Raw genomic sequence first — 21,042 nt, 5'->3', positions numbered from 1 at the left:
TTTGCGTAAAGGCGCGAGGCTTTCTCCAGCCAGTTTAATACCCTGCGGAGCAGCATACCAAAACTGCTAAGATTGAGAAAGCATTGGAGTAAAGGCAGGCCAACCCCTACACTGTAAAACTTGGAAGGAATACGATTTTGGAAAGACGCAGCTTCTGCATCAGTACAGCAGCGTTTGTCGCCGCTATACAATCATCTTCAACCTACGGAGCATCCAGCATGACCAGACGTGCCATCAATCCTTCAAAAACTGGCTGGGCGCACGGCCACGAAGTATCGAACCCTTCACGCATACTCTTCATTAGTGGCCAAGTGCCAGAAGCGAGCGACGGCACCGTCCCAAAAGATTTCAAAGACCAATGCCGCCTGGCCTGGGCCAACGTCGAAAGACAGCTGGTGGCAGCAGACATGTCCCTCAACAACATCGCCAAGATGACGATCTTCCTGTCCGACCGACGCTATATCCAGGATGCCTACGAGGTGCGGGCTGAGGTGCTCGGCAAGAATGCCGTACCACCGGCGATGACCATTCTTATTGCGGGTATCTATGATGAAGCTTGGTTGCTGGAGATTGAGGTGATTGCTGTTGCGTAGGCTGGGTGCCTTTGGTTCAGCAATTTGTTAAGGCGTACACGTCTTGCCAGATTCTGTGATCAACATGTAATGAAGACAAACACGATGCACTCTATCTTGCGGTATACGAAATTAATAAAAACGGTGATGACTGCCCGCACCCTGCTTAATGCGGATGCGCAGAGGTCAATCAAATGTTAAAAGTAACTGACTGCCGGAGCCCACCGCTGGGAAGCCGTCCTGTTGACTACCGACTTGGGCATGGTCAGCCAATGTACATCCACACCCTATTCTGTGCCTATTTTGGTGCTCCCTTGACGTCAAATGGTGGTTGATAGTTAGTCAATCCAATTTCGCGAAGTGCGTCTGGTTCCAGCACGTTCGCAATAGCCCATTTATGACTCGCGGATATGAACACGCTTTTATATCCAGGCGCAATACCAAAACTCTGAAGTCCAATTGTCAGGCGGTAGTAGCGTGTCTCGCCTGGCTCTAACTCAATTGGGAATTGAATTGTATCCTTGGCGTTATCCATTCCGGACCAATGCTGCTTGAACACATGGGTGCCGGGTGGAAGGTAGAACGCGGTATAGCCTTCTTTGTTGAGCGACGCGACTTTGGTGCCATCAACATAAAAGTGGCTCTGGATTCCACCAAAGAAGGGCGCGTCAGGACGGTAAACGTAAATGAGTACCTCGTTCTTGGCTGGCTGGGCGGCCACGCTGAACTTGGGGCCGGTGGCTGAACAGGCAGAAAGCAAAAGCATTATAAGGAGCGGTAATATCTGACGGGCGAATTTCTTCATGGCCTCTTGATTATTGGGTGATAGAAAAAGCTGGTGTGATTATTTTGTTTATTGCTTATATTACAGGAATTTTAAGCCCAGGAACAAAACCACCTTGACGCCTAAAGATGCGCTTTATCCAACAACAGCTCCGACGCACCAGCCCTAAAATCCACCAAGGACTGCGACGCAAACGCTGCTTGCACATTAGCTCCATTGAAGAGCACAACGTGCATAGTCGGACTGTCACGATTCTTAAACCCATTTGAGAGATGTCTGTCCATTTGTAATAGCGTATCCGTTGTCATGCGTGGCCTGAGCGCCCAGCCAACCACCTCCCGATTGAACAGATCCAGAACGATCGCCAGGTACAGCCAGCCTTCATCTGTCCACAAATACGTTATGTCCGACGTCCAGATTTGATTTGGTTCGTTTGGGCTGAAGTTTCTGGCAAGCAGGTTCTCTGCTACTGGAAAGCGGTGTTTCGAGTCTGTGGTGACCTTGTAGCGCCGTTTGTGGCGCGCTCGGATATTGTTCTCACGCATCAGTCTCTCAACACGTTCTTTGCTGGCCGTGAAACCTCGTAATCGCAGTTCCCGCACCATACGCGGACTACCGTAGGCTCCCTTGATTTCAGCATGAATGGCGCGTATCAACGCAAGCATTTGCTCGTCTGTTAAACGCTTACGGTCAGGTATGCCGCCACGCTTCCACGCACGATAGCCACTGATGCTGACTTCCAGAATCTTACACATATCGGATAGCGCAAACGACTTACCCTGCGCGTTAATCCAGGCGTACTTTACAGAACATCCTTCGCAAAGTACGCCGCTGCTTTTTTTATGATTTCGTTCTCCCGTTTCAGACGGGCAACTTCAGCGCGCAGTCGAGACAATTCCATTTCTTCCGGCGTCACTACTCTGCTGCCAACACCGTTAAGTTTGCCAGAGGCAGCAGCCTTCACCCAGTTGCGTAGCGTCTGGTCACTTAGTCCGAGTGCCTTGGCTGTTGCCGGGATGGAATCCCCTTCTGCTACCCGTTTGATAGCGAGTTCCTTGTATTCGACGGTATAGGCCTGTTTTGGTATCTTCTTCATTTCTTGTGCTTCCAAAGTAACGTTATTTTACGCCATCTATGGAAGACTAAATTTCAGGGGAAGCTCAACCAGCTTTATCTCAAGTTATTATTTGTATAAACAAAACAACATTTCACATTTCAATTTTCATTTAAATACTACAATAACATAACAAAATACCAATTTAACTTCCAAGGCATAAAATGACAGACCCTATTTCCACAGCATTAGCGACAGTAGCGGTCAAAGAAATTGCGAGCGCAATAATAAAGCCTATATTCGCAGCGGCATTTCAAGGAAGTAAGAAACTTACAGATAGTGTCAAGGGTATATTCATTGACAAGTTTGCTGAGTATGTAGAAAGGCAAATCAAAAGCCATTCATATCTTAATACATTAGTTTTTCAAAACCCAATGTCGCTAGAGGATCTTTATATTCCACTAACACTTTCACCAAGTGTCAAAAATTATACAATCGAAGAATTATTGATTAATAAATTTCCAGAAAAACTGTTTCAATCTTCAAAACGAGTCTTAATCACGGATACAGCTGGCATGGGGAAATCTACTCTCATGAAATACATGCTAATTCAATGTATTCGTTCGAATTTTGCCATTCCAATTTTTGTCGAACTGCGACACCTATCACGCAGCAGGACACTCAAGGTACTTCTTGAGCAAGAACTAAATGGTATAAATTCAAATAATGAGCATAAATTCGAAGAAGAAGACCTGAATACAATTTTGAAGAAAGGTCGTTTTGTATTTTTTTTGGATGGCTACGACGAAATTTCATTCGGCGATCGTGAGGAAGTTACGAAAAATGTAAAAACATTTTTTGAAACTTATCCAAACAACTTTTTTATAATCACATCACGCCCAGAAACAGCACTAGCGTCTTTTTCATCCTTTGATAAGTATCATATCCGCCCACTAAAAAACATAGAATCTTTCGAACTAATTCGAAAATATGATAACTACGGGCAAAGAGCAATAACTTTAATTGCACGGCTTCAGGGGGAAGATTTGCGTCCCGTTCGTGAATTTTTAGTTAACCCGCTACTGACTACCCTTTTATATAGGTGTTTTGAGTATAAACAACGCTTCCCTGAAAAAAAACATGTTTTCTACCGACAAGTATTTGACGCCTTGTACGATTGGCACGATGCCAGTAAAGATGGCTACAACACAAGAGAGAAAAAATCTAAACTCGACCTGGATAATTTTCATCGAGTTCTAAAAGTGATGGGTTTTATTTCGACAATGTCCGGAGAAATTGAGGGAGACAAAGACAAAGTTTTGAGGTGGATTAATGAGGCGAAAGACCTTTGTTTTGGACTTGCTTTTTCCGAAAACGCTTTTTTGGAAGACATAACCCAAGCTGTACCAGTTTTCGCAAAAGACGGCCTAGCATATAAATGGGCTCATAAGTCTATAGCTGAATATTTCGCTGCTCAGTATATCTGTACTGAAGGTAAGCAACAGCAGGCCGATGTCTTTAAGCATATTTTAGATAGCAATCAAATTGAGAGATTTATTAACATGCTGGATCAAGTATATGACATTGACCAACCTGCGTTTAGAAAGTATTTTTCACTCCCGTTTGCTAAAGACTATCTAACATATCGCAAAAAAAGGTATCTGCAAGTCGGCCCATTGATCCCGTCCGAAGATGTGGAATTGCGACGTTCAATTAGTTTCGGTAATTCGTTCACTTTGGCGCGGAATGTTTCTGCCGGAGATTCGAAGGTGTTTCGAGTGAACATCGACGCTGCCATTAATGATGAAATTGAAATGCTTTATGACCATTTTTCCATTGCAAAAATATCTAATTTAAAAGGGAATTTAATTATTGCAAGATATAGAAACAATATTGGCATCATAGCTGAAATTTTAGCAAATAAACGAGATCCGCTTGTAAGGGTAGCAGGGAGGGCAGAAAGTACGAAAAAGCCGATTACCATATTTGGCCTCCATATCAAGACACCAATATCACTTAATGACGATCCCGATTCAATACTAAACACGGATAGAAATTTTGCAAATGTCACTCGCTTGTTGATACGTGAAACCCAAGCTCCTTCAATAATCTCTGAAAAATGCCAACATTTTTGTGATACTTTTGCAGACGATGAATCACGAACTAGTTTCACAGAAAAAATAATGGCGATTACACGAAAATCAAAATGACATCAAATTGAAAATAGACAAACAACTGGCTCAACCTGCGTACCAACATTTTCCACGTCAGAGCGAGATTAATCATCGGGATCGCTATCACCACAATAATATTGCATTGGTGAGGCATCATCCTTTTGGTGAGCCAAATGAATGCAAACTAACGCATAATCTAATTCACCGTGTTTGGCGCAATTAACCTTTTCCATGTGGCGAACTCAATGTGACATTTAACGATTTAAGTTGACCGGCGCATAGCCCCAGCGTCGAACCGTGAGCCACCCTCATCAACGCTGTTCGATTCTGGAACGATTTGTTATATTTTTTTTGCAAGCAATTTTTCAACAGAAATAGATTCTGTTTTCGCTAAGTTTATATAGAGCGATTGCGGGGTATAAATTAAACCCCACGGGATACCCCACCATCCCATTATGAGATTAAATATTGTGCTTATTAACCCAACTCGAATAGATCGTTTTGAACCTTGAATACAATAATTAGAAAATGCTTTACGAGTAAAGAAAACTGCTGAGTAAACTATGCAATATCGAACTAATACTGAGTCTTTAGTTACCAGGACTCCATTGAACTCTGCGCCTTTATCAGTAATTTTTTTGGAGTTTTCCGTTAGCCACTCAATGAGTTTATCTCGAGACAAATGCTCATTTGCTGGCTTAATGTAATAAATATAGATTAATGTGAATGCGACAAGCATTACACCGAATACACCGAAACCCATAGCTTCTTCGTACATACCCGACATTGCATTCATTGCTGACAAACCAATCAACAACAAAGCTCCAACTATAACGAGAACATAGGCCATATAACTCTCCAAAATATATATAACGTGTCAATTCAGCCGCGCCGAAGACGTCGGCTGGAATGTTGGGTTGGACGATGAAGCAATTTCAGCTTTTTATCGCGAAGAAGTGTCAGTGAGCTCGCCGAAGTATTTCCACATGTGGCCAGCTGGACCCCGCTTAAATTTTCCAACCACTTCAACTTTTCGATACCCAGGCCACAGCTTGTGCCTTTGTCGGGCGCACCAATGACTCACGATGACCATTTATTTTTACCTGCGCCCGCCAACCATTCGCCACTTTTGAGAACGATGCCAAAATAACACTCGAATAAAAAATGAATTGGCGAATAATAAACTGTCGTGGGGAGTTTGTGGGGAGTTAGAAACAGAAAATAGTGGTTTAAAGCGGTAATTTGCGTATTTGCGAAACCAAAAAAACCCCGCAAAGCCTTGATTTCATTGGCTTTGCGGGGTTTTATGATGATATGCGATGTAAGTACGTGGTGCCCGAGGCCGGAATCGAACCGGCACGCCCGCTATTAACGAAGCGGCGGATTTTAAGTCCGATGTGTCTACCAGTTTCACCACTCGGGCCCACTACTACAACTATACATTAGCGAATGGCTAATGTCAGTTCTGAAAAAAAAGCGCTCTAAAGCGCTTTTTTGTATTTGGAGGCGGGGGTCGGGATCGAACCGGCGTCTACGGCTTTGCAGGCCGCTGCATAACCACTTTGCTACCCCGCCAGGGGTGCTACCTCAGCATCTGGGTGATTTTCATCACGCTTCATTATCGCTGAAATGCGGTGCAACTTGAATAAAAAAGGGAAGCCATGCTTCCCTTCAGAATCTGGAGCGGGAGAAGAGTCTCGAACTCTCGACCTCAACCTTGGCAAGGTTGCGCTCTACCAACTGAGCTACTCCCGCATTGTATTGCTGATACTTTAGGTACTACGCCATTTTGGAGCGGGAGAAGAGTCTCGAACTCTCGACCTCAACCTTGGCAAGGTTGCGCTCTACCAACTGAGCTACTCCCGCATTTTTACTACTGTGCTGCCGTTTTATTTCCGTACTACTTTTCGCTGCCGTCCAAAAAGTTTTTGGAGCGGGAGAAGAGTCTCGAACTCTCGACCTCAACCTTGGCAAGGTTGCGCTCTACCAACTGAGCTACTCCCGCGTTGCGAAGACCAGAATTATATACGAACCGCCATTTCTGTCAACTGCTCATTCCACGCTCATTCCATTTTATCGGTGGTTTCCTTGATCAGTGGCCAGGCTTTGCGCAAATAATAGAACATGGACCACACTGTCAGCACGGCGGCCACCAGCAACAACCAGGAGCCAAGTATCTTGGTGTCCAGCACGCCAAACAGCATGTCATAGTACAGCAGCATGGGTATGGCGGCCATTTGTGCAGTGGTCTTGATCTTGCCTAAAGAGCTGACTGCCACGGATTTGGAGGCACCGATCAGGGCCATCCATTCGCGCAAGGCAGAGATGGTGATTTCGCGACCGATGATGACGAAGGCGATAACGGCGTTGACGCGGTCGAGCTGCACCAGCACCAGCAAGGCCCCAGCCACCATCAGTTTGTCGGCCACAGGGTCTAAAAAGGCCCCGAATGAGGATGTTTGATTCCAGCGGCGTGCCAGGAAGCCGTCAAACCAGTCGGTGACGGCAGCCACGATAAAAATCGTGGTGGATGCCAGACCTTTTTCAAAGGGGCTCAACCAGACGTCCGGCAGATAAAAAACACCGACCACCAGCGGTATCAGCGCCACGCGCAGCCAGGTCAGCAGGATAGGAAAATTGAAAGGCATGTTTTTTGGTTCTTATTCAGAATGTGCTACAGGAACAGTGGCTACAATGTTAGTGGACTGTAACAGTGAAAAGCGAAGTGCCTGCCATGCGCGCGCCGACCATGGCAGCGTTGCAAATACTCGCGATAGCCCCGCTATCGCTGCGTGCTGTTGCAAACCCAGCCTTGCCCTGGTTCGCCTGGCACATGTCCTTCACTTCGCTTTTCACTGTTACAGTCCGCTAGCGCCTGCCGCAATTATATTTCTCTATCGCAGCCGCTTGTAAATTTCTTCTGCCAATTGGCGAGAAATGCCTTCGACGCTGGCCAAATCGGCGACGCTGGCATCGCTGACACCTTTCAAGCCACCAAAACGCACCAGCAGGCGCTGCCGGCGTTTGGGGCCTATGCCTTCTATTTCTTCCAGTTGCGAGGTCTGCCTGGCCTTGTCGCGCTTGGCACGCATGCCGGTGATGGCAAAGCGGTGGGCTTCGTCGCGGATCTGGGCAATCAGCATGAGGGCGGCGGATTCCTTGCCCAGTTCTTTTTCTTCACGACCATCGACAAAGACCAGGGTTTCCAGGCCGACCTTGCGGCCCTCGCCTTTTGCCACGCCAACGATGAGGCCGATATCCAGCCCCAGTTCAACAAAAACCTGCCTTGCCATTTCGACCTGGCCTTTGCCGCCGTCTATCAGCACGATATCGGGCATGCGGCGTTCATTGGCTTCATCACCGCTGGCGACTTTTTCATAGCGGCGGAACAAGACCTGGCGCATGGCGGCATAATCATCGCCGGGGGTGATGTCTTTGATGTTGAAACGGCGATATTCACCATTTTGCATGGCATGGTGGTGAAACACGACGCAGGACGCCTGGGTGGCTTCGCCCTGGGTGTGGCTGATGTCAAAACATTCGACGCGCAGTTCTTCGAGGTTTTCCACCTCCAGTTCCAGCACGGTGCTCAGGGCGCGGGTGCGTGCCTGTTGCGAACCCTGCTCTGACAGCATGCGGGCCAGTGCCAGCCTGGCCCCTTTGACGGCCATGTCCAGCCAGGCGCGGCGTTGCTCTTGCGGCTGGAAGGATAAATGAATGCGGTGACCGCATTGCTCGGCCAGCGCCAGCATCAGGTCAGGTGCATCCAGTTCCACATTCATGACCAGGGTGGATGGAATGAATTGATCGACATAGTGTTGCGCCAGAAAGGCGGAGATGACTTCAATCTCGATTTCATTTTCTGCGACGCTGACGGCATCATCCACATGGGTAGGGAAATAAGCACGATCACCCAGGTGTCGTCCGCCCCTGACCATTGCCAGGTTGACGCAGGCCCGACCGCCCTCCACCACCACGGCCAGGATGTCGATATCGACGTCGCCTGCGGTTTCCATGCTTTGTTGATGCAGGACTTTGGACAGAGCCTGCATCTGGTTGCGCACCATGGCGGCCTGTTCGAATTTCAGTTCCATGGAAAAATCGAGCATTTTCTTTTCCAGGGTCTGCATGACTTCGAGCTGGCGACCACGCAAAAAGTCGGCGGCATGGTTAACGTCTTGCTGGTAGTCTTCTGGCGCAATGATGTTGACACAGGGTGCGCTGCAACGGTTGATCTGGTGTAGCAGGCATGGGCGGGTGCGGTTGGAAAACACGCTGTCTTCACAACTGCGCAGCAAGAAGACTTTCTGCAAGATCTGCATCGATTCCTTGACTGCCCAGCCGGAAGGAAACGGCCCGAAGTATTGGTGTTTCTTATCAATCGCGCCGCGGTAATACATCATGCGTGGCGTTTTTTCTGAGGTGATTTTCAGGTAGGGGTAAGACTTGTCATCACGAAATACGATGTTATAGCGTGGCTTTAATGCCTTGATGAGGTTGTTTTCAAGGATCAGGGCTTCAGCTTCGCTGCGGGTGACGGTGGTTTCCAGCTTGGCGATTTTCTCTACCATCATCGCGATGCGCGGGCTGGAGAGGTTTTTCAGGAAATAACTGGACACGCGTTTTTTCAAATCACGTGCCTTGCCCACGTACAGCACCTGGTCATTGCTATCAAAATAGCGGTACACACCCGGCAGGTTGGGTAATTTGGCAACCAGATCGAGCACTTGCTGGCGTGCTTCTGAAATGTGGGGTTCGGTCATGATGCAATCAATCTGCAGCGCTTGTGGAAGTCGCTACTTTAGCAGGGATTGTTCAATGACCACAAAGGCGATGGCATAATCGGTTTCGTCACTGACCGAGATACGCGCATTAAGACCACGTTCTTGCATCCAGTGCAGCATGTCGCCATAGCTCTGTATGACGGGCTGGCCCTGCTCATTATTCATTGTCTGCACGGCATGCCAGTTCATGGGGGCACGCATGCCCATGCCCACGGCTTTGGAAAACGCTTCCTTTGCTGCAAAGCGGGTAGCCAGATAACGCAGGCCACGGGCTTCAACCAGGGCCTTGCGTTCACGATAGATAGCCAACTCTTCCGGCCCCAGGATTTTTTCGGTAAAGCGTTCACCATTACGCACCAAGGCATCTTGCATGCGCGAGATTTGTACGATGTCGGTGCCTATGCCGTAAATCATGTCAGGCTACTTTGTGCAATGTGGCCAGTCGTGCTTTCACCATCAGGGCCTTCATGTCGCTGACGGCTTTTTGCCAACCAACAAACAGGGCCTGGGCGACGATGGCATGGCCGATATTCAATTCTGAAATTTCTTGAATGGCAGCAATGGCGGCGGTGTTAGCCATATGCAGGCCATGACCGGCATTCACTTTCAAGCCATGGCGTATGCCGGCAATGGCTGCATGCTGTATGCGTGCCAGTTCTTGCGCCTGCAATGCAGGCTCAGCCGCTTCGGCATAGCGGCCAGTGTGGATTTCGATGACGCTGGCGCCTGCCTCTGCACTGGCTTGTATTTGCTGTTCGTCTGCATCGATGAAGAGCGATACGCGTATGCCTGCGGCTTGCAATTGCCTGACTGCTGCCTGCACTTTGGCAAAGTCACGGACAACGTCGAGGCCACCTTCGGTGGTGACTTCTGCGCGGCGTTCTGGCACCAGGCAGACATCTTGCGGCTGTATGCGGCAGGCGACATCCAGCATCTCGTTATTGACGGCGGTTTCCAGGTTCATGCGCGTCAGCAGGCGTGGGCGCAGTTGTTCCACATCTGCATCGTGGATATGCCGGCGATCTTCACGCAGATGCAGGGTGATGCAATCTGCCCCCGCCTCTTCTGCCAGCAAGGCTGCCTGCAAGGGGTCGGGATAGCTTGTGCCGCGTGCGTTGCGCAGGGTGGCAACGTGGTCGATATTCACGCCCAGTTCTATCAACTGGCTTTGTTGGTGGATATTCATAGGTTCTGCAAATCGATCAGTATTTGCCGGGTATTCAGCGCTGCACCATGCAGGTGATGGGCGAGCAAAAAACGCATCAGCAGCTTGCTTTGCAATTGCGTGCTTTGTTCAGTATAGTCGCCGCGCTGCATGGCCAGTAAAGTCTTGCCGCTGACCCTGGGTACGGTGTCGGCTGGCATGGCGGGCCTGGGGCCACGTTCGGGGTCAAGCACATAGAACTGTTCTGTCTGCACGCGTTCACGTTGTTGCGTGCAACGCGTCAGGTCACCCAGCAAGCCGGATTCGCGCAGCAATGCCAGCTCAAAACGACGCAGGACGATGGTAGCTGGTTCGTCATGGGCCAACTGGTTCAGGGTGGAGACATACAGGTCAAACAAATCCGGATGCGCTTCATCGCGCATCAGGAATTTGACCAATAATTCATTCAGGTAAAAGCCACACAGCAAGGCAGATTTTTCTAGCGGCAGCATGCCGCCTACCCAGTCCGCCGTGGTCAGGGTGCGGATTTCGCCTTTACCAGTCCAGCCCAGTTGCAGCGGCTGGAAAGTCTGCAAGACGCTGCGCAATTGCGAATGCGGGCGCTTTGCCCCCTTGGCAACCAGGGCGATGCGGCCATGGTCACGCGTCAATACATCGATGATGAGGCTGGTTTCTTTGTACGGCCAGGAATGCAGGACAAAGCCTGGCTGCTCGTGTATCCGCAAGTCTTTGGCGGGGGATTTGCTGGCAGCGCGCCGGGTGGCCGAGTTTGCCGGTGTTACTTTAGGTGCACGTGAGCGTGAGGCAGTTTTTTTGGCAGCAGGCGGCGCTGGCAGTACAGCCGCTGCCTTGTCTGCAACGGCGCTGTCTTCCGGCACGGCGACTGCCTGCTCATCCATGGGTGGATTTACTCGTAACCGTAAGCACGCAAACCGGCTTCATTGTCTGCCCAGCCGGATTTGACCTTGATCCAGATTTCCAGATACACGGGGCCACCAAACAGTTTTTCCATGTCCTGACGTGACTGGGTGGAGATGTCTTTCAGACGTGCACCCTTGTTGCCGATGACCATGGATTTGTGGCCATCCCTGTCCACCAGGATAGCGACGAACACACGACGCAGATTGCCTTCTTGTTCAAACTTTTCTATCAGCACGGTGCTGGTGTAGGGTAATTCATCACCCACAAAGCGGAACAGTTTTTCGCGCACGATTTCTGCAGCCAGAAATTTTTCACTGCGGTCGGTGATGTCGTCTTCGCCAAACATGGGCGGGTTCAGCGGCAGGTATTTGCGGATTTCGCTTTCCAGGTTTTCCAGCTGGAAGCGCAAGGTGGCAGACACCGGCACAATCGCAGAAAAATTATGCAGGGCTGCCACCTTTTGGGCAAACGGCATCATCACGGCCTTGTCTTTGACGCGGTCAGATTTGTTGATGACGAGGATGCAAGGTACGTCTTTCGGCAGCAAATTAATCACTTGCTGGTCAGCCGGGCCAAAGGTGCCCGCTTCAATGATGTACAAAATCACGTCTGCGGCTGTCAGCGTGGTGGTGACGGTGCGGTTCAGCGTGCGGTTCAGTGCATTCGAATGACGGGTCTGGAAGCCCGGCGTATCGATATACACGAACTGGGTATTGTCTTTGGTCTGTATGCCGGTAATGCGATGGCGCGTCGTTTGTGCCTTGCGCGAGGTAATGCTGACCTTGGCGCCGATCAGGGCGTTCATCAGGGTCGATTTACCGACGTTAGGTCGCCCGACGATGGCGATATAACCACAGCGGAAATCAGGATTGTCTATTAATTCAGTCATGCGGTCGTCAGGCAGTCGTCAGGCAGTTTTAGGGTGTGGGTCAAGATCAAGGGTCGTCAGGGCTTCATTCACAGCCGGGCCAGCGGCCTTGTCTGCTACTTTATCTGCAGCCTTGTCAGTCGCTTTGTCAGTCGCTTTGTCGGCAAGCTTGTCAGCGGCTTTTTCAGCTTTCTCTATCTTGACTAGTTCTGCTTTTGGCGTGTCAGCCCTGGTGGCTTCTGCTTCAAGCAGGTTTTTTTGTTTTGTGGTCTGTGGCTTGGCTTCTGGCACTGCTTCAGTTTGCACGGTCGCAATGCCAGCCAGTTTTAATTGTGATGCACGTGGCTTGGTTTTCTTGCTTGCGGGCGAACGCACCAACATAGCCAGCGCTGTTTCCAGCGCCAGTTTGGCGGCGGCCTGCTCACCGGCCCGACGGCTGCCGCCAGTGCCAAACACCTGTATTTCCAGCTTGGGCACCAGGCATTCAATTTCAAATTCCTGGTTATGTGCGGCACCATGCGTGGCCACCACATTGTATTGTGGCAAGGCGATTTTTTTACTTTGCAAGAATTCCTGCAACAGGGTCTTGGCGTCCTTGCCCAGGGTGGTCGGATCTACTGTTGCCAGTACTGGTGCATACAGGGCGCGTATGACTTCACGCGCGGCATCAAAACCAGCATCCAGAAAGATGGCACCGAACAGCGCTTCCAGGGTATCGGCAAGAATTGACGGGCGACGGAAACCGCCGGACTTCAACTCTCCTTCACCCAGACGCAAAAACTGCGACAGTTCTATTCTTTGTGCAATTTCGTACAGCGATTGCTGCTTGACCAGATTGGCACGCACCCTGGACAAGTCGCCTTCGTCGATATTTGCAAAACTATCAAACAACAAGGAAGCTACGACACAATTCAGGACAGAATCACCCAGAAATTCCAGGCGTTCATTATGCAAAACACTGTGACTACGATGTGTCAGAGCCTGCTGCAATAAAGCGGGGTTGCTAAACTGGTGCCCCAGCCTTTTCTGCAATAGTTGTTGATTCATACGAGCTTACTTATTTTCTGCCTTTACTGGCTTTGTGGCAACAATCCCACTTTTCGCGGTCGTGCCCGAGTATTCCATCAATAAATTGGCGGGGCCAAACAAATGGATTTTTACGTCGTACGAAAAGCTGACTTCTATTTCATCACCATTTTTGACGATGACCAGGTCCTTGCCTGCTATCGCATCGAAATAACCCACTTCGGCCTGTTTATCAAAAGAGACCTGCACTTCCCTGACGGTACTGCCTGCATTTTTTGCGGTGACGATGGCTTTGCGGATTGAATTGTATTCAATCGCGGTCGGTGCCACTTTCATAGCCAGCATGGCAAGCATAATAATCACGCCCAGGGAAAGGATCAAACCGATCAGAGAGATGCCTTTTTGCCTGTACAGAGTGGAATAAGGTGTGTATGACATAGATTTCAGTTCCTGATTAAGATTGAAGCTTGAGAACATGCCGAAGAAGTATCGCGAGCGACCTTATTGTGTACCAGGAAGCCAGACCTGCGTAGCAGGCCCGCTTTTGGAATCCACATTGGGTCGCCAACGAACTACCACAGCGATTCCTTTGAACCCGCTTGCGATCCTACTGCGCGGGCGTGATCGGGGCTCATGTGCTGCTCAAAATGCGCATGTACCAGAGTACATTCCGCTTTTTGCGCTGCGCTTTATATTACCCTGACTCTCGCTGACGCCCGCTCACTACAGATCGCAAACAGGTTCTTAATGAAAACTACCAATACGCTTGATATTGCCTAAATTCATCCAGATGAAAAACGCTTTACCAACAATATTCTTGTCGGGTACAAAACCCCAGTAACGGCTGTCCTGACTGTTATCCCTGTTGTCGCCCATCATGAAATACTGCCCTTCTGGTACGGTACAGGCAAAGCCGTCGTTGCCATAGGTGCACAATTCATGCCCCGGGAAATCATGCGGGCCATTCACAAATGTCGGTGCCTGCTCGTCATTGAGGATATTGTGTGAAACACCCGTCAGATTTTCATTGTACTGCTTGAAATAACTCAAGCGCTCTTCATCCAGAAAATCTGGCCGGTTTTCATACGAAAGCTCATTACCATTGATCGATAAGCGTTTGTTTTTATACACAATTTTATCACCAGGCACGCCAACCACACGTTTAATATAGTCCACAGTAGGGTCAACAGGGTATTTAAATACCATGACATCCCCTCTTTTTGGGTCATTTATCTCAATGACTTTTTTATTGATTATGGGCAAACGTACGCCAAAGGTAAATTTATTTACCAGTATCAAATCACCAACAAACAACGTGGGTAACATAGAGCTGGAGGGTATCTTGAACGGCTCAAACAAGAAGGAGCGCAAGAAAAACACCAGTGCAATGACAGGGAAAAAGCTGCCCGAATACTCGATCCAGATTGGCTGACGCAGTAATTTGGCTTGCAGTTCCTGGCGGCCATTTTCGTCGACGCGAATACCATCAGCAGTCAGGCGGGCCGTGCGTGCATCCAGTTCAGCCAGGGCTTTATCCGCCACTTGCTGGCGTTGCTTGGAAAAAACAAACATGTCCAGAAACCAGATGATGCCGGTAACTATTGTCAAAACAAACAGAATCAGGGCAAAATTGCCCAAAATTGATTGCAAACTCATTTTTCATCCACTTGTAAAATCGCCAAAAATGCTTCTTGCGGAATTTCTACCGAGCCAACTTGTTTCATGCGTTTTTTACCTGCTTTTTGTTTTTCCAGCAGTTTACGCTTACGGCTGATATCGCCACCATAACATTTCGCTAACACGTTCTTGCGCAAGGCTTTGACGTTTTCGCGGGAAATGATGTTGGAGCCGATAGCGGCCTGGATAGCCACGTCAAACATCTGGCGCGGGATCAGTTCACGCATTTTTGCGGCCACGGCACGGCCACGGAAATGGCTGTTTGCCCTGTGGACGATAATCGCCAGTGCATCTACCTTTTCGCTATTGATGAGCATGTCGACCTTGACGACATCAGCGGCACGGTTTTCCTTGAACTCATAATCCATGGACGCATAACCGCGTGAAGTGGATTTCAGGCGATCAAAGAAATCGAGGACGATTTCAGCCATCGGCATTTCATAGGTCAGCTTGACCTGGCGACCGTGATAATTCATATCCAGCTGCACACCGCGCTTTTGCGTGCACAGGGTAATCACCGAGCCCACATATTCTTGCGGCATGTAAAGGTTCACGGTAACGATAGGCTCGCGGATTTCTTCTATCTTCGACGGTTCAGGCATCTTGGATGGGTTATCCACCATCAGGATGGTGCCATCGGCCATCAGCACTTCATACACCACCGTTGGTGCAGTGGTGATGAGGTCCATGTCAAATTCACGTTCCAGGCGTTCCTGCACGATTTCCATGTGCAACAAACCCAGGAAGCCGCAGCGGAAGCCAAAACCCAGCGCCTGCGAAACTTCAGGTTCATACATCAGGGCTGCGTCATTGAGCTTGAGCTTTTCCAGGGAATCACGCAAGGCGTCGTACTGATTCGCTTCAACCGGGAACAGGCCGGCAAACACTTGTGGCTGCACTTCCTTGAAACCCGGCAGCGGTGAAGCCGCAGGTTTATTGGCAACCGTAATGGTGTCGCCTACTTTTGCCGATTTCAATTCTTTGATGCCGGCGATGACAAAGCCTACCTGCCCTGCCGACAATTCGGTACGGCTCAGTGATTTAGGGGTAAAAACACCCACGCTTTCCACCAGATGCTGGGCTTCGGTCGCCATGAACAATATCTTGTCCTTGGGGCGCAAAGTACCATTCATGACACGCACCAGCATGACCACGCCGACATAATTATCGAACCATGAGTCAACAATCAGAGCCTGCAGGGGTGCGGTAGGATCACCTTTGGGCGCCGGTACTTTGGCGATCATGGATTCCAGCACTTCTTCGACACCCAGGCCAGTTTTAGCCGAGCAATGCACGGCATTTGAGGCATCGATACCAATGACTTCTTCAATTTCCTTGCAGGCGTTCTCCGGGTCTGCAGATGGCAGGTCAATCTTGTTCAGGACTGGCACGACTTCTACACCCAGCTCGATGGCGGTATAGCAATTGGCTACGGTTTGCGCTTCGACACCTTGCGATGCATCCACCACCAGCAAAGCGCCTTCACAGGCCGACAGGGAACGACTGACCTCATAACTGAAATCGACGTGACCGGGGGTATCGATCAGGTTCAGGTTATACACCACGCCGTCTTTGGCTTTGTAATGCAATGCTGCTGTCTGGGCCTTGATCGTGATACCGCGTTCACGTTCAATATCCATGGAATCGAGTACCTGTGCTTCCATCTCCCGGTCGGAAAGACCTCCACAAATCTGGATGATACGATCTGCGAGTGTGGATTTGCCGTGATCAATATGGGCAATAATCGAAAAATTGCGGATGTTATTCATTGAAATTACAAAAGAAACAAAGGTGAGGCGAATACCGGCTACAAAAAAAGCGCTCCGTACTGGGCAAGGATCCCCAGGCGAGCGCCTTCAGTTTGGGTTTTGCAAAACGCCATTTTACCGGATTTCATCCCGGAAAGCCGAGAAATCGTCAAAGTGATGCAATTCTGAAACTATAAAAACGATAAGAAAGCCAGGGTTTCCACCAGCTCTCTTTGCGGCAACTGCCACTTGTCCTCATAATCGATTTTTGCCAGGTACAAACCATCCGGCATAAACGTGGGGGCGGCAATTTCACGGTTCAGGCTGGTCAGCACCTGGCCCATCCATTCCGGCTCACGCTTGCCGGTTCCGACAAAGATGAGCGAACCGACAATATTCCTGACCATGTGGTGCAGGAAGGCACTGGCACGCAGCGTAAAGATGATCATTTCACCCTGGCGCTGTATCTGTATGCTGTACATGTTCTTCACCGGCGTTTTGGCCTGACAGCCGGATGCACGGAAAGATGTGAAGTCATGCTCGCCGATCAAATGTACCGCAGCGGCACGCATGCGCTCAACATCCAGTGGGCGAAATACCCAGCCGGCACGATTCATCCACATGGGTGAACGTACTTTGCAGTTGTGTAAAATATAATGATAGGTGCGTGCACGCGCACTGAAACGGGCATGGAAGTTGTCGTCAGATTCGGGGTCCATGGGCAATTCTTTCGCCCACTGCACCGCCACCGATGCCGGCAGGAAGGCGTTCACACCATTTACCCAGGAATACTCTGCGCGATACAGGTCGGTGTCAAAATGCACGACCTGCTCTATCCCGTGCACGCCAGCATCCGTGCGGCCAGCGCAGGTAACACGGATATCAGCGGCACCAGTGAATAGCTGCAAGGCCTTCTCCAGCGTATCCTGCACGGTATTCCCGGATGGCTGCGTTTGCCAGCCATGCCAGGAGCTACCATCATACTGCACGCCTAAAACTAATCGTTTCACACCAATTCCATATCAAAAAACAAAACGGGCGCCAGCATTTGCCGCGCCCGCTGCATTCAAGTCAAACCAGTTACGCCATTTCAGCGATCATCCCCTTGGCTTTTTCCACTTGCTCTGTGGTACCACCCTTCAAGACTTCATCCAGCAACTCGCGGGCACCTTCCTTATCACCGATCTCATGGTAAGCCACGGCCAGGTCCAGCTTGGTTGCCATTTCTGCATTGTGTGCAGGGCTTTCTGCTTCCGCCGCTGTTGCGCTTGCTGCGGTGGCATCTGCAGGTGCCAGGTCAAGATCGATACCAGACAAGTCAAATTCGAATGCAGCACCAGCATCCGCCGGAGGGTGTGACAGATTCAGCGCAGGTGCAGCTTCTGCTTCATGCTCAACCGACAGTGCTGCCATCAGTTCTCTTTCCAGTTCAGCAGTAGCTGCATCGGCGCTGGCAGTGGATGAGGTGGACAAAGGTGCAGCGCCTGCCTTGTCGCTGGCAAAATCCATTCCCAGATCAAATTTATCTGCTTCTGCTTCAGCTACCGCTGGAGCGGCATGTATTGCAGGCGGTGCAGCTGGCTCAGGCTCTTTCACGGCAAAATCAAAATCGATCGTACCAAAATCCACGTCAGCGGCTGCAGGCTCTTCAACTGGCTTGGCTTTTTCAGCAGCGACCGGAATTTTTGGCACGATAGGCTCGCCAGCATCCGAGATATCCAGGTCAAAATCAAGCGCGCCTTCATCCATTGCTGCAGGTTCAGCAGCTTCTGCCTTCTTCGCTGCGGCACCGGAATCACGTTGTGCCGTATCGATGATACTGATGGCTTCCAGCATGTCCTGAGACAGGGAATTGCCCAGCAAGGCTTCCGGATCAAGATCTTCCAGCGGCTGGGTACCAGAACCCAAGCCCGTACCAGCCGCAGTATCCGATTTGGCTTTGCCACCGGCATACAGAGGATTGCCTGGTTCCAGCACGATACCCATGGACGCTGCCTGTGACCAGTCATCACCCTCACCGCTGGTCATGCCATACAACTCACTGGCCAGACGCTCGAAGGTTTTCGCATCCTTGCGGGCAAAATAGATTTCCAGCAGCTTGACCCTGACCGCATGACGATCTGGCTGCGTACGCAATGCTTCTTTCAGGATTTCTTCTGCCTGTGAATCACGACCATAAGCGATATAAACATCAGCTTCAGCAACCGGATCAACTTCATTCGCATCCAGCTGGCTGGCAGACGGCGCAAAATTGGAGTTGAACACACTGTTATTGGTATCCACACTTTGACCACCAGTCGAGCCGAACATGGAGTTGGCCTTCATGCTGGAACCGGTCAGGATACTGTCTTCAAACTGTTGCAATTTTTTCTTGCGACGGCTGGTATAGATACCATACCCACCCAGCAATGCGAGGATGGCAGCGCCACCAGGCAACAGGTAGTCAGACAGGTTATCGAAGAAGCCTGGTTCTGGCGGAGGTGGTGGGGGTGGAGCAACTGGTTTGCGTTTGACCGGTGGTTTGGGTGTTGCAACCGATGCCGCAGTCGACGCAGCGGCTGGTGCCGGTGCCGGCACGCTGGCTACAGGGGCTGCTGCACTGGCAACGACCGGTGCTGGAGCAGGTGCAGGGACTGGAGCGGGAGCTGGTGTTGCTACCGGTGCAGGTGCCGGGGTTGGGGCAGGAGTTGGGGCTGGTGCAGCTGCAGCAGATGCACTGGCCTTGGATTTTTGCTCCTTGGCATTCAGCTCAGCCTGTTTCGCGGCTAAATCCTTGTTTTTAACTTCAAGCAATTTTTGCAGGTCGCCAACGTTCTTTTCCAGTTCCTTCATGCGGGCACTGGCTTCGGCTGCTGCTTTTTCTTTTGCCAGGCGATCCTCTTCAGACCCGCCTTTGCCCTTGGCGTTTTTTGTGGCATCCGCAGGACTGGCTTTTGACAGTTTCAGCTTATCGGGTGAATCGCTGGTGGCAGTAGGTACTTCTTTGACCTTGGCCGTGATGGCACCGCCAGCACTTTGTTTTCCGGTCGCTGGCGTTTTTTCTGCAGGCGCATTGGCAACCTGATCAGCCAAACGATTGCGATAGGCATTGAAGTCGGCGGCATGTGCTGTCACGACGGAGTGTGCTTCACTGCCAGTCGTGGCACGTACCGATTCCGCATCAGGAATTGTCAGAATCTGGCCAGACTTCAGGCGATTCATGTTATTGCTGTTGAAAGCCTGGGGATTGGCACGATACAAACTGACAAGCATCTGATCCAGCGATACGCCTTCAGGTTTGTAGCTGCCTGCGATCTTTCCCAGCGTGTCACCTTTTCTGACCTGGTAATCGCCAGCTGCTTTGGCTTCTTTATTGCTATCTGGTGCAGCAGCAGCCGCTGCTTTGGTAGCGGCCCTGCCGGCAGCCGCATTGGCAACTGCATTTAATTGACGACCATTTTGCGCAGTATTTTTCCCTGCAGCATTTTGTGGCTGGTTAGCAACGGTTATAGGGTTGCTGACTTGCGCAGACTGGCTATTGCGCAGTTCTGCGGGGTCCAGCAGGAAGGTATATTCCCGCATTAATTTGCCGTTGGAGGAATTCATTTCCAGCAACATGTCGACAAATGGTTCGTTCATCGCCTCTGCTGAACTGACACGAATGACATATGCCTGGCCGCGTTGTTCAATCGCAAAACGCAGTGACAACAGGGCCGAATTAAAGTCTATATTTGACCGTTTGAACGCATCTGGCGACGCCAGTCGGGGCACCAGAGAATCGACCTCTTCCTTGCTGGGAGAGGTCAATTCTATCTCTGCACGCAGAGGCTGACCCAGTGCTGACAACACGGTCAACTTACCCAGGCCGGTAGCATGTGCACTCGACAACATAAACAGGGATGACGCTACAGCAATACTTAACGCCTTGCGTCCCAGGGTGATCACAGACGATTTTTTTTGATTATGCATTTTGTCAGACATATTGGGAATTTTTGGCGAACAAAGTCCGCTGGGTGACGCTTTTCAATGCTTAGCGACGCGTCCTAATGTTTCACATTAACATTACAAACATTGCCACGCAAGCTTAACGCGATTTATCACAGTGGTAAACACATCAAGAAGCCCTAAATGTAAGGATATCGCATAAATGTTGTTGCTAAATGACAAGTGAAAAGATATTCGCCAAAATCCGAATGATTTATTTATTAAAAGTTAAAGCCAAAACCACAACTAAAACCGCAGCACACTATGCGTGCGAATTTTTTGAGGTTTTAAAAACGACAAGGGGAC

16 protein-coding genes, 5 tRNA genes and 1 pseudogene are annotated in these 21,042 nt (G+C 50.0%); 2 read left to right on the top strand and 20 right to left on the bottom strand.

Features of this window, described 5'->3' with window-relative positions; translation table 11 throughout:
- The first annotated feature begins 137 nt into the window (after nt 1-137).
- Nucleotides 138-593, top strand: a complete 456-nt coding sequence (locus ACO0K9_RS00185) for a RidA family protein (RefSeq protein ID WP_422980658.1) — start codon at nt 138-140, stop codon at nt 591-593.
- 277 nt (nt 594-870) lie between these two features.
- On the opposite strand, the gene ACO0K9_RS00180 is transcribed toward ACO0K9_RS00185, so the two are convergent.
- Complete coding sequence (locus ACO0K9_RS00180; protein ID WP_422980657.1) at nt 871-1,377, bottom strand: DUF2846 domain-containing protein; 507 nt, start codon at nt 1,375-1,377, stop codon at nt 871-873.
- Nucleotides 1,378-1,595: 218 nt separating this feature from the next.
- Nucleotides 1,596-2,452: pseudogene (locus ACO0K9_RS00175) on the bottom strand (IS3 family transposase); the annotation flags it as partial.
- Nucleotides 2,453-2,634: 182 nt separating this feature from the next.
- Between ACO0K9_RS00175 and ACO0K9_RS00170 the strand changes: the two are divergent.
- Nucleotides 2,635-4,620: an NACHT domain-containing protein gene (locus ACO0K9_RS00170; protein WP_422980656.1), complete on the top strand. Its 1,986-nt coding sequence runs from the start codon at nt 2,635-2,637 to the stop codon at nt 4,618-4,620.
- A gap of 304 nt (nt 4,621-4,924) precedes the next feature.
- Here the strand turns inward: ACO0K9_RS00170 and ACO0K9_RS00165 are convergent, their stop codons facing one another.
- The 18 genes from ACO0K9_RS00165 to ACO0K9_RS00080 form a co-directional block, all read right to left on the bottom strand.
- Nucleotides 4,925-5,434 carry a hypothetical protein gene (locus tag ACO0K9_RS00165; protein ID WP_422980655.1) on the bottom strand — a complete coding sequence of 170 codons (510 nt, stop codon included), beginning with the start codon at nt 5,432-5,434 and terminating at the stop codon, nt 4,925-4,927.
- 480 nt (nt 5,435-5,914) lie between these two features.
- Nucleotides 5,915-6,007 (bottom strand) — tRNA-Leu (locus tag ACO0K9_RS00160).
- Nucleotides 6,008-6,085: 78 nt separating this feature from the next.
- A tRNA-Cys gene (locus ACO0K9_RS00155) sits at nt 6,086-6,159 on the bottom strand.
- 104 nt (nt 6,160-6,263) lie between these two features.
- Nucleotides 6,264-6,339, bottom strand: a tRNA-Gly gene (locus ACO0K9_RS00150).
- Between the two features lie 35 nt (nt 6,340-6,374).
- A tRNA-Gly gene (locus ACO0K9_RS00145) sits at nt 6,375-6,450 on the bottom strand.
- Nucleotides 6,451-6,513: 63 nt separating this feature from the next.
- Nucleotides 6,514-6,589 (bottom strand) — tRNA-Gly (locus ACO0K9_RS00140).
- 58 nt (nt 6,590-6,647) lie between these two features.
- Nucleotides 6,648-7,232, bottom strand: a complete 585-nt coding sequence (pgsA, locus tag ACO0K9_RS00135; RefSeq protein WP_422980654.1) for a CDP-diacylglycerol--glycerol-3-phosphate 3-phosphatidyltransferase — start codon at nt 7,230-7,232, stop codon at nt 6,648-6,650.
- Nucleotides 7,233-7,478: 246 nt separating this feature from the next.
- Nucleotides 7,479-9,347 carry an excinuclease ABC subunit UvrC gene (gene uvrC, locus ACO0K9_RS00130; protein WP_422980653.1) on the bottom strand — a complete coding sequence of 623 codons (1,869 nt, stop codon included), beginning with the start codon at nt 9,345-9,347 and terminating at the stop codon, nt 7,479-7,481.
- 33 nt (nt 9,348-9,380) lie between these two features.
- A complete protein-coding gene (gene acpS, locus ACO0K9_RS00125; protein WP_422980652.1) occupies nt 9,381-9,782 on the bottom strand; it encodes a holo-ACP synthase in 402 nt (133 codons plus the stop codon).
- A 1-nt stretch (nt 9,783) separates the two neighbouring features.
- Nucleotides 9,784-10,554, bottom strand: a complete 771-nt coding sequence (gene pdxJ, locus ACO0K9_RS00120) for a pyridoxine 5'-phosphate synthase (protein ID WP_422980651.1) — start codon at nt 10,552-10,554, stop codon at nt 9,784-9,786.
- Nucleotides 10,551-11,432, bottom strand: coding sequence for a DNA repair protein RecO (gene recO / locus ACO0K9_RS00115; protein ID WP_422980650.1), 882 nt, complete (start codon nt 11,430-11,432; stop codon nt 10,551-10,553). Before recO ends, pdxJ begins: the two co-directional genes overlap by 4 nt.
- 8 nt (nt 11,433-11,440) lie before the next feature.
- Nucleotides 11,441-12,343, bottom strand: coding sequence for a GTPase Era (gene era, locus ACO0K9_RS00110; protein ID WP_422980649.1), 903 nt, complete (start codon nt 12,341-12,343; stop codon nt 11,441-11,443).
- Nucleotides 12,344-12,361: 18 nt separating this feature from the next.
- On the bottom strand, nt 12,362-13,369 hold the full coding sequence (gene rnc / locus ACO0K9_RS00105; RefSeq protein WP_422980648.1) for a ribonuclease III: 1,008 nt from the start codon (nt 13,367-13,369) through the stop codon (nt 12,362-12,364).
- A gap of 6 nt (nt 13,370-13,375) precedes the next feature.
- Nucleotides 13,376-13,786, bottom strand: a complete 411-nt coding sequence (locus tag ACO0K9_RS00100) for a DUF4845 domain-containing protein (RefSeq protein WP_422980647.1) — start codon at nt 13,784-13,786, stop codon at nt 13,376-13,378.
- Nucleotides 13,787-14,092: 306 nt separating this feature from the next.
- On the bottom strand, nt 14,093-15,004 hold the full coding sequence (gene lepB / locus ACO0K9_RS00095; protein WP_422980646.1) for a signal peptidase I: 912 nt from the start codon (nt 15,002-15,004) through the stop codon (nt 14,093-14,095).
- A complete protein-coding gene (lepA, locus tag ACO0K9_RS00090; RefSeq protein WP_422980645.1) occupies nt 15,001-16,794 on the bottom strand; it encodes a translation elongation factor 4 in 1,794 nt (597 codons plus the stop codon). Before lepA ends, lepB begins: the two co-directional genes overlap by 4 nt.
- Nucleotides 16,795-16,964: 170 nt before the next feature.
- Complete coding sequence (gene truA, locus ACO0K9_RS00085; protein WP_422980644.1) at nt 16,965-17,783, bottom strand: tRNA pseudouridine(38-40) synthase TruA; 819 nt, start codon at nt 17,781-17,783, stop codon at nt 16,965-16,967.
- 70 nt (nt 17,784-17,853) lie between these two features.
- Nucleotides 17,854-20,721, bottom strand: a complete 2,868-nt coding sequence (locus ACO0K9_RS00080; RefSeq protein WP_422980643.1) for a FimV/HubP family polar landmark protein — start codon at nt 20,719-20,721, stop codon at nt 17,854-17,856.
- Nucleotides 20,722-21,042 lie beyond the last annotated feature (321 nt).

Origin of the sequence: Undibacterium sp. Ji50W (assembly GCF_049340445.1) — a bacterium.
Classification (GTDB): Bacteria; Pseudomonadota; Gammaproteobacteria; order Burkholderiales; family Burkholderiaceae_D; genus Undibacterium.
The sequence above is the reverse complement of the archived record's forward strand: the minus strand, read 5'-3'. Positions and strand labels throughout refer to the sequence as shown.

Coding starts and splice junctions, on each gene's coding strand:
- pdxJ (WP_422980651.1), bottom strand. CDS start 10,554: ATGAATATCCACCAACAAAGCCAGTTGATAGAACTGGGCGTGAATATC.
- acpS (WP_422980652.1), bottom strand. CDS start 9,782: ATGATTTACGGCATAGGCACCGACATCGTACAAATCTCGCGCATGCAA.
- ACO0K9_RS00080 (WP_422980643.1), bottom strand. CDS start 20,721: ATGCATAATCAAAAAAAATCGTCTGTGATCACCCTGGGACGCAAGGCG.
- ACO0K9_RS00170 (WP_422980656.1), top strand. CDS start 2,635: ATGACAGACCCTATTTCCACAGCATTAGCGACAGTAGCGGTCAAAGAA.
- lepB (WP_422980646.1), bottom strand. CDS start 15,004: ATGAGTTTGCAATCAATTTTGGGCAATTTTGCCCTGATTCTGTTTGTT.
- ACO0K9_RS00165 (WP_422980655.1), bottom strand. CDS start 5,434: ATGGCCTATGTTCTCGTTATAGTTGGAGCTTTGTTGTTGATTGGTTTG.
- recO (WP_422980650.1), bottom strand. CDS start 11,432: ATGGATGAGCAGGCAGTCGCCGTGCCGGAAGACAGCGCCGTTGCAGAC.
- rnc (WP_422980648.1), bottom strand. CDS start 13,369: ATGAATCAACAACTATTGCAGAAAAGGCTGGGGCACCAGTTTAGCAAC.
- uvrC (WP_422980653.1), bottom strand. CDS start 9,347: ATGACCGAACCCCACATTTCAGAAGCACGCCAGCAAGTGCTCGATCTG.
- ACO0K9_RS00180 (WP_422980657.1), bottom strand. CDS start 1,377: ATGAAGAAATTCGCCCGTCAGATATTACCGCTCCTTATAATGCTTTTG.
- lepA (WP_422980645.1), bottom strand. CDS start 16,794: ATGAATAACATCCGCAATTTTTCGATTATTGCCCATATTGATCACGGC.
- pgsA (WP_422980654.1), bottom strand. CDS start 7,232: ATGCCTTTCAATTTTCCTATCCTGCTGACCTGGCTGCGCGTGGCGCTG.
- ACO0K9_RS00100 (WP_422980647.1), bottom strand. CDS start 13,786: ATGTCATACACACCTTATTCCACTCTGTACAGGCAAAAAGGCATCTCT.
- era (WP_422980649.1), bottom strand. CDS start 12,343: ATGACTGAATTAATAGACAATCCTGATTTCCGCTGTGGTTATATCGCC.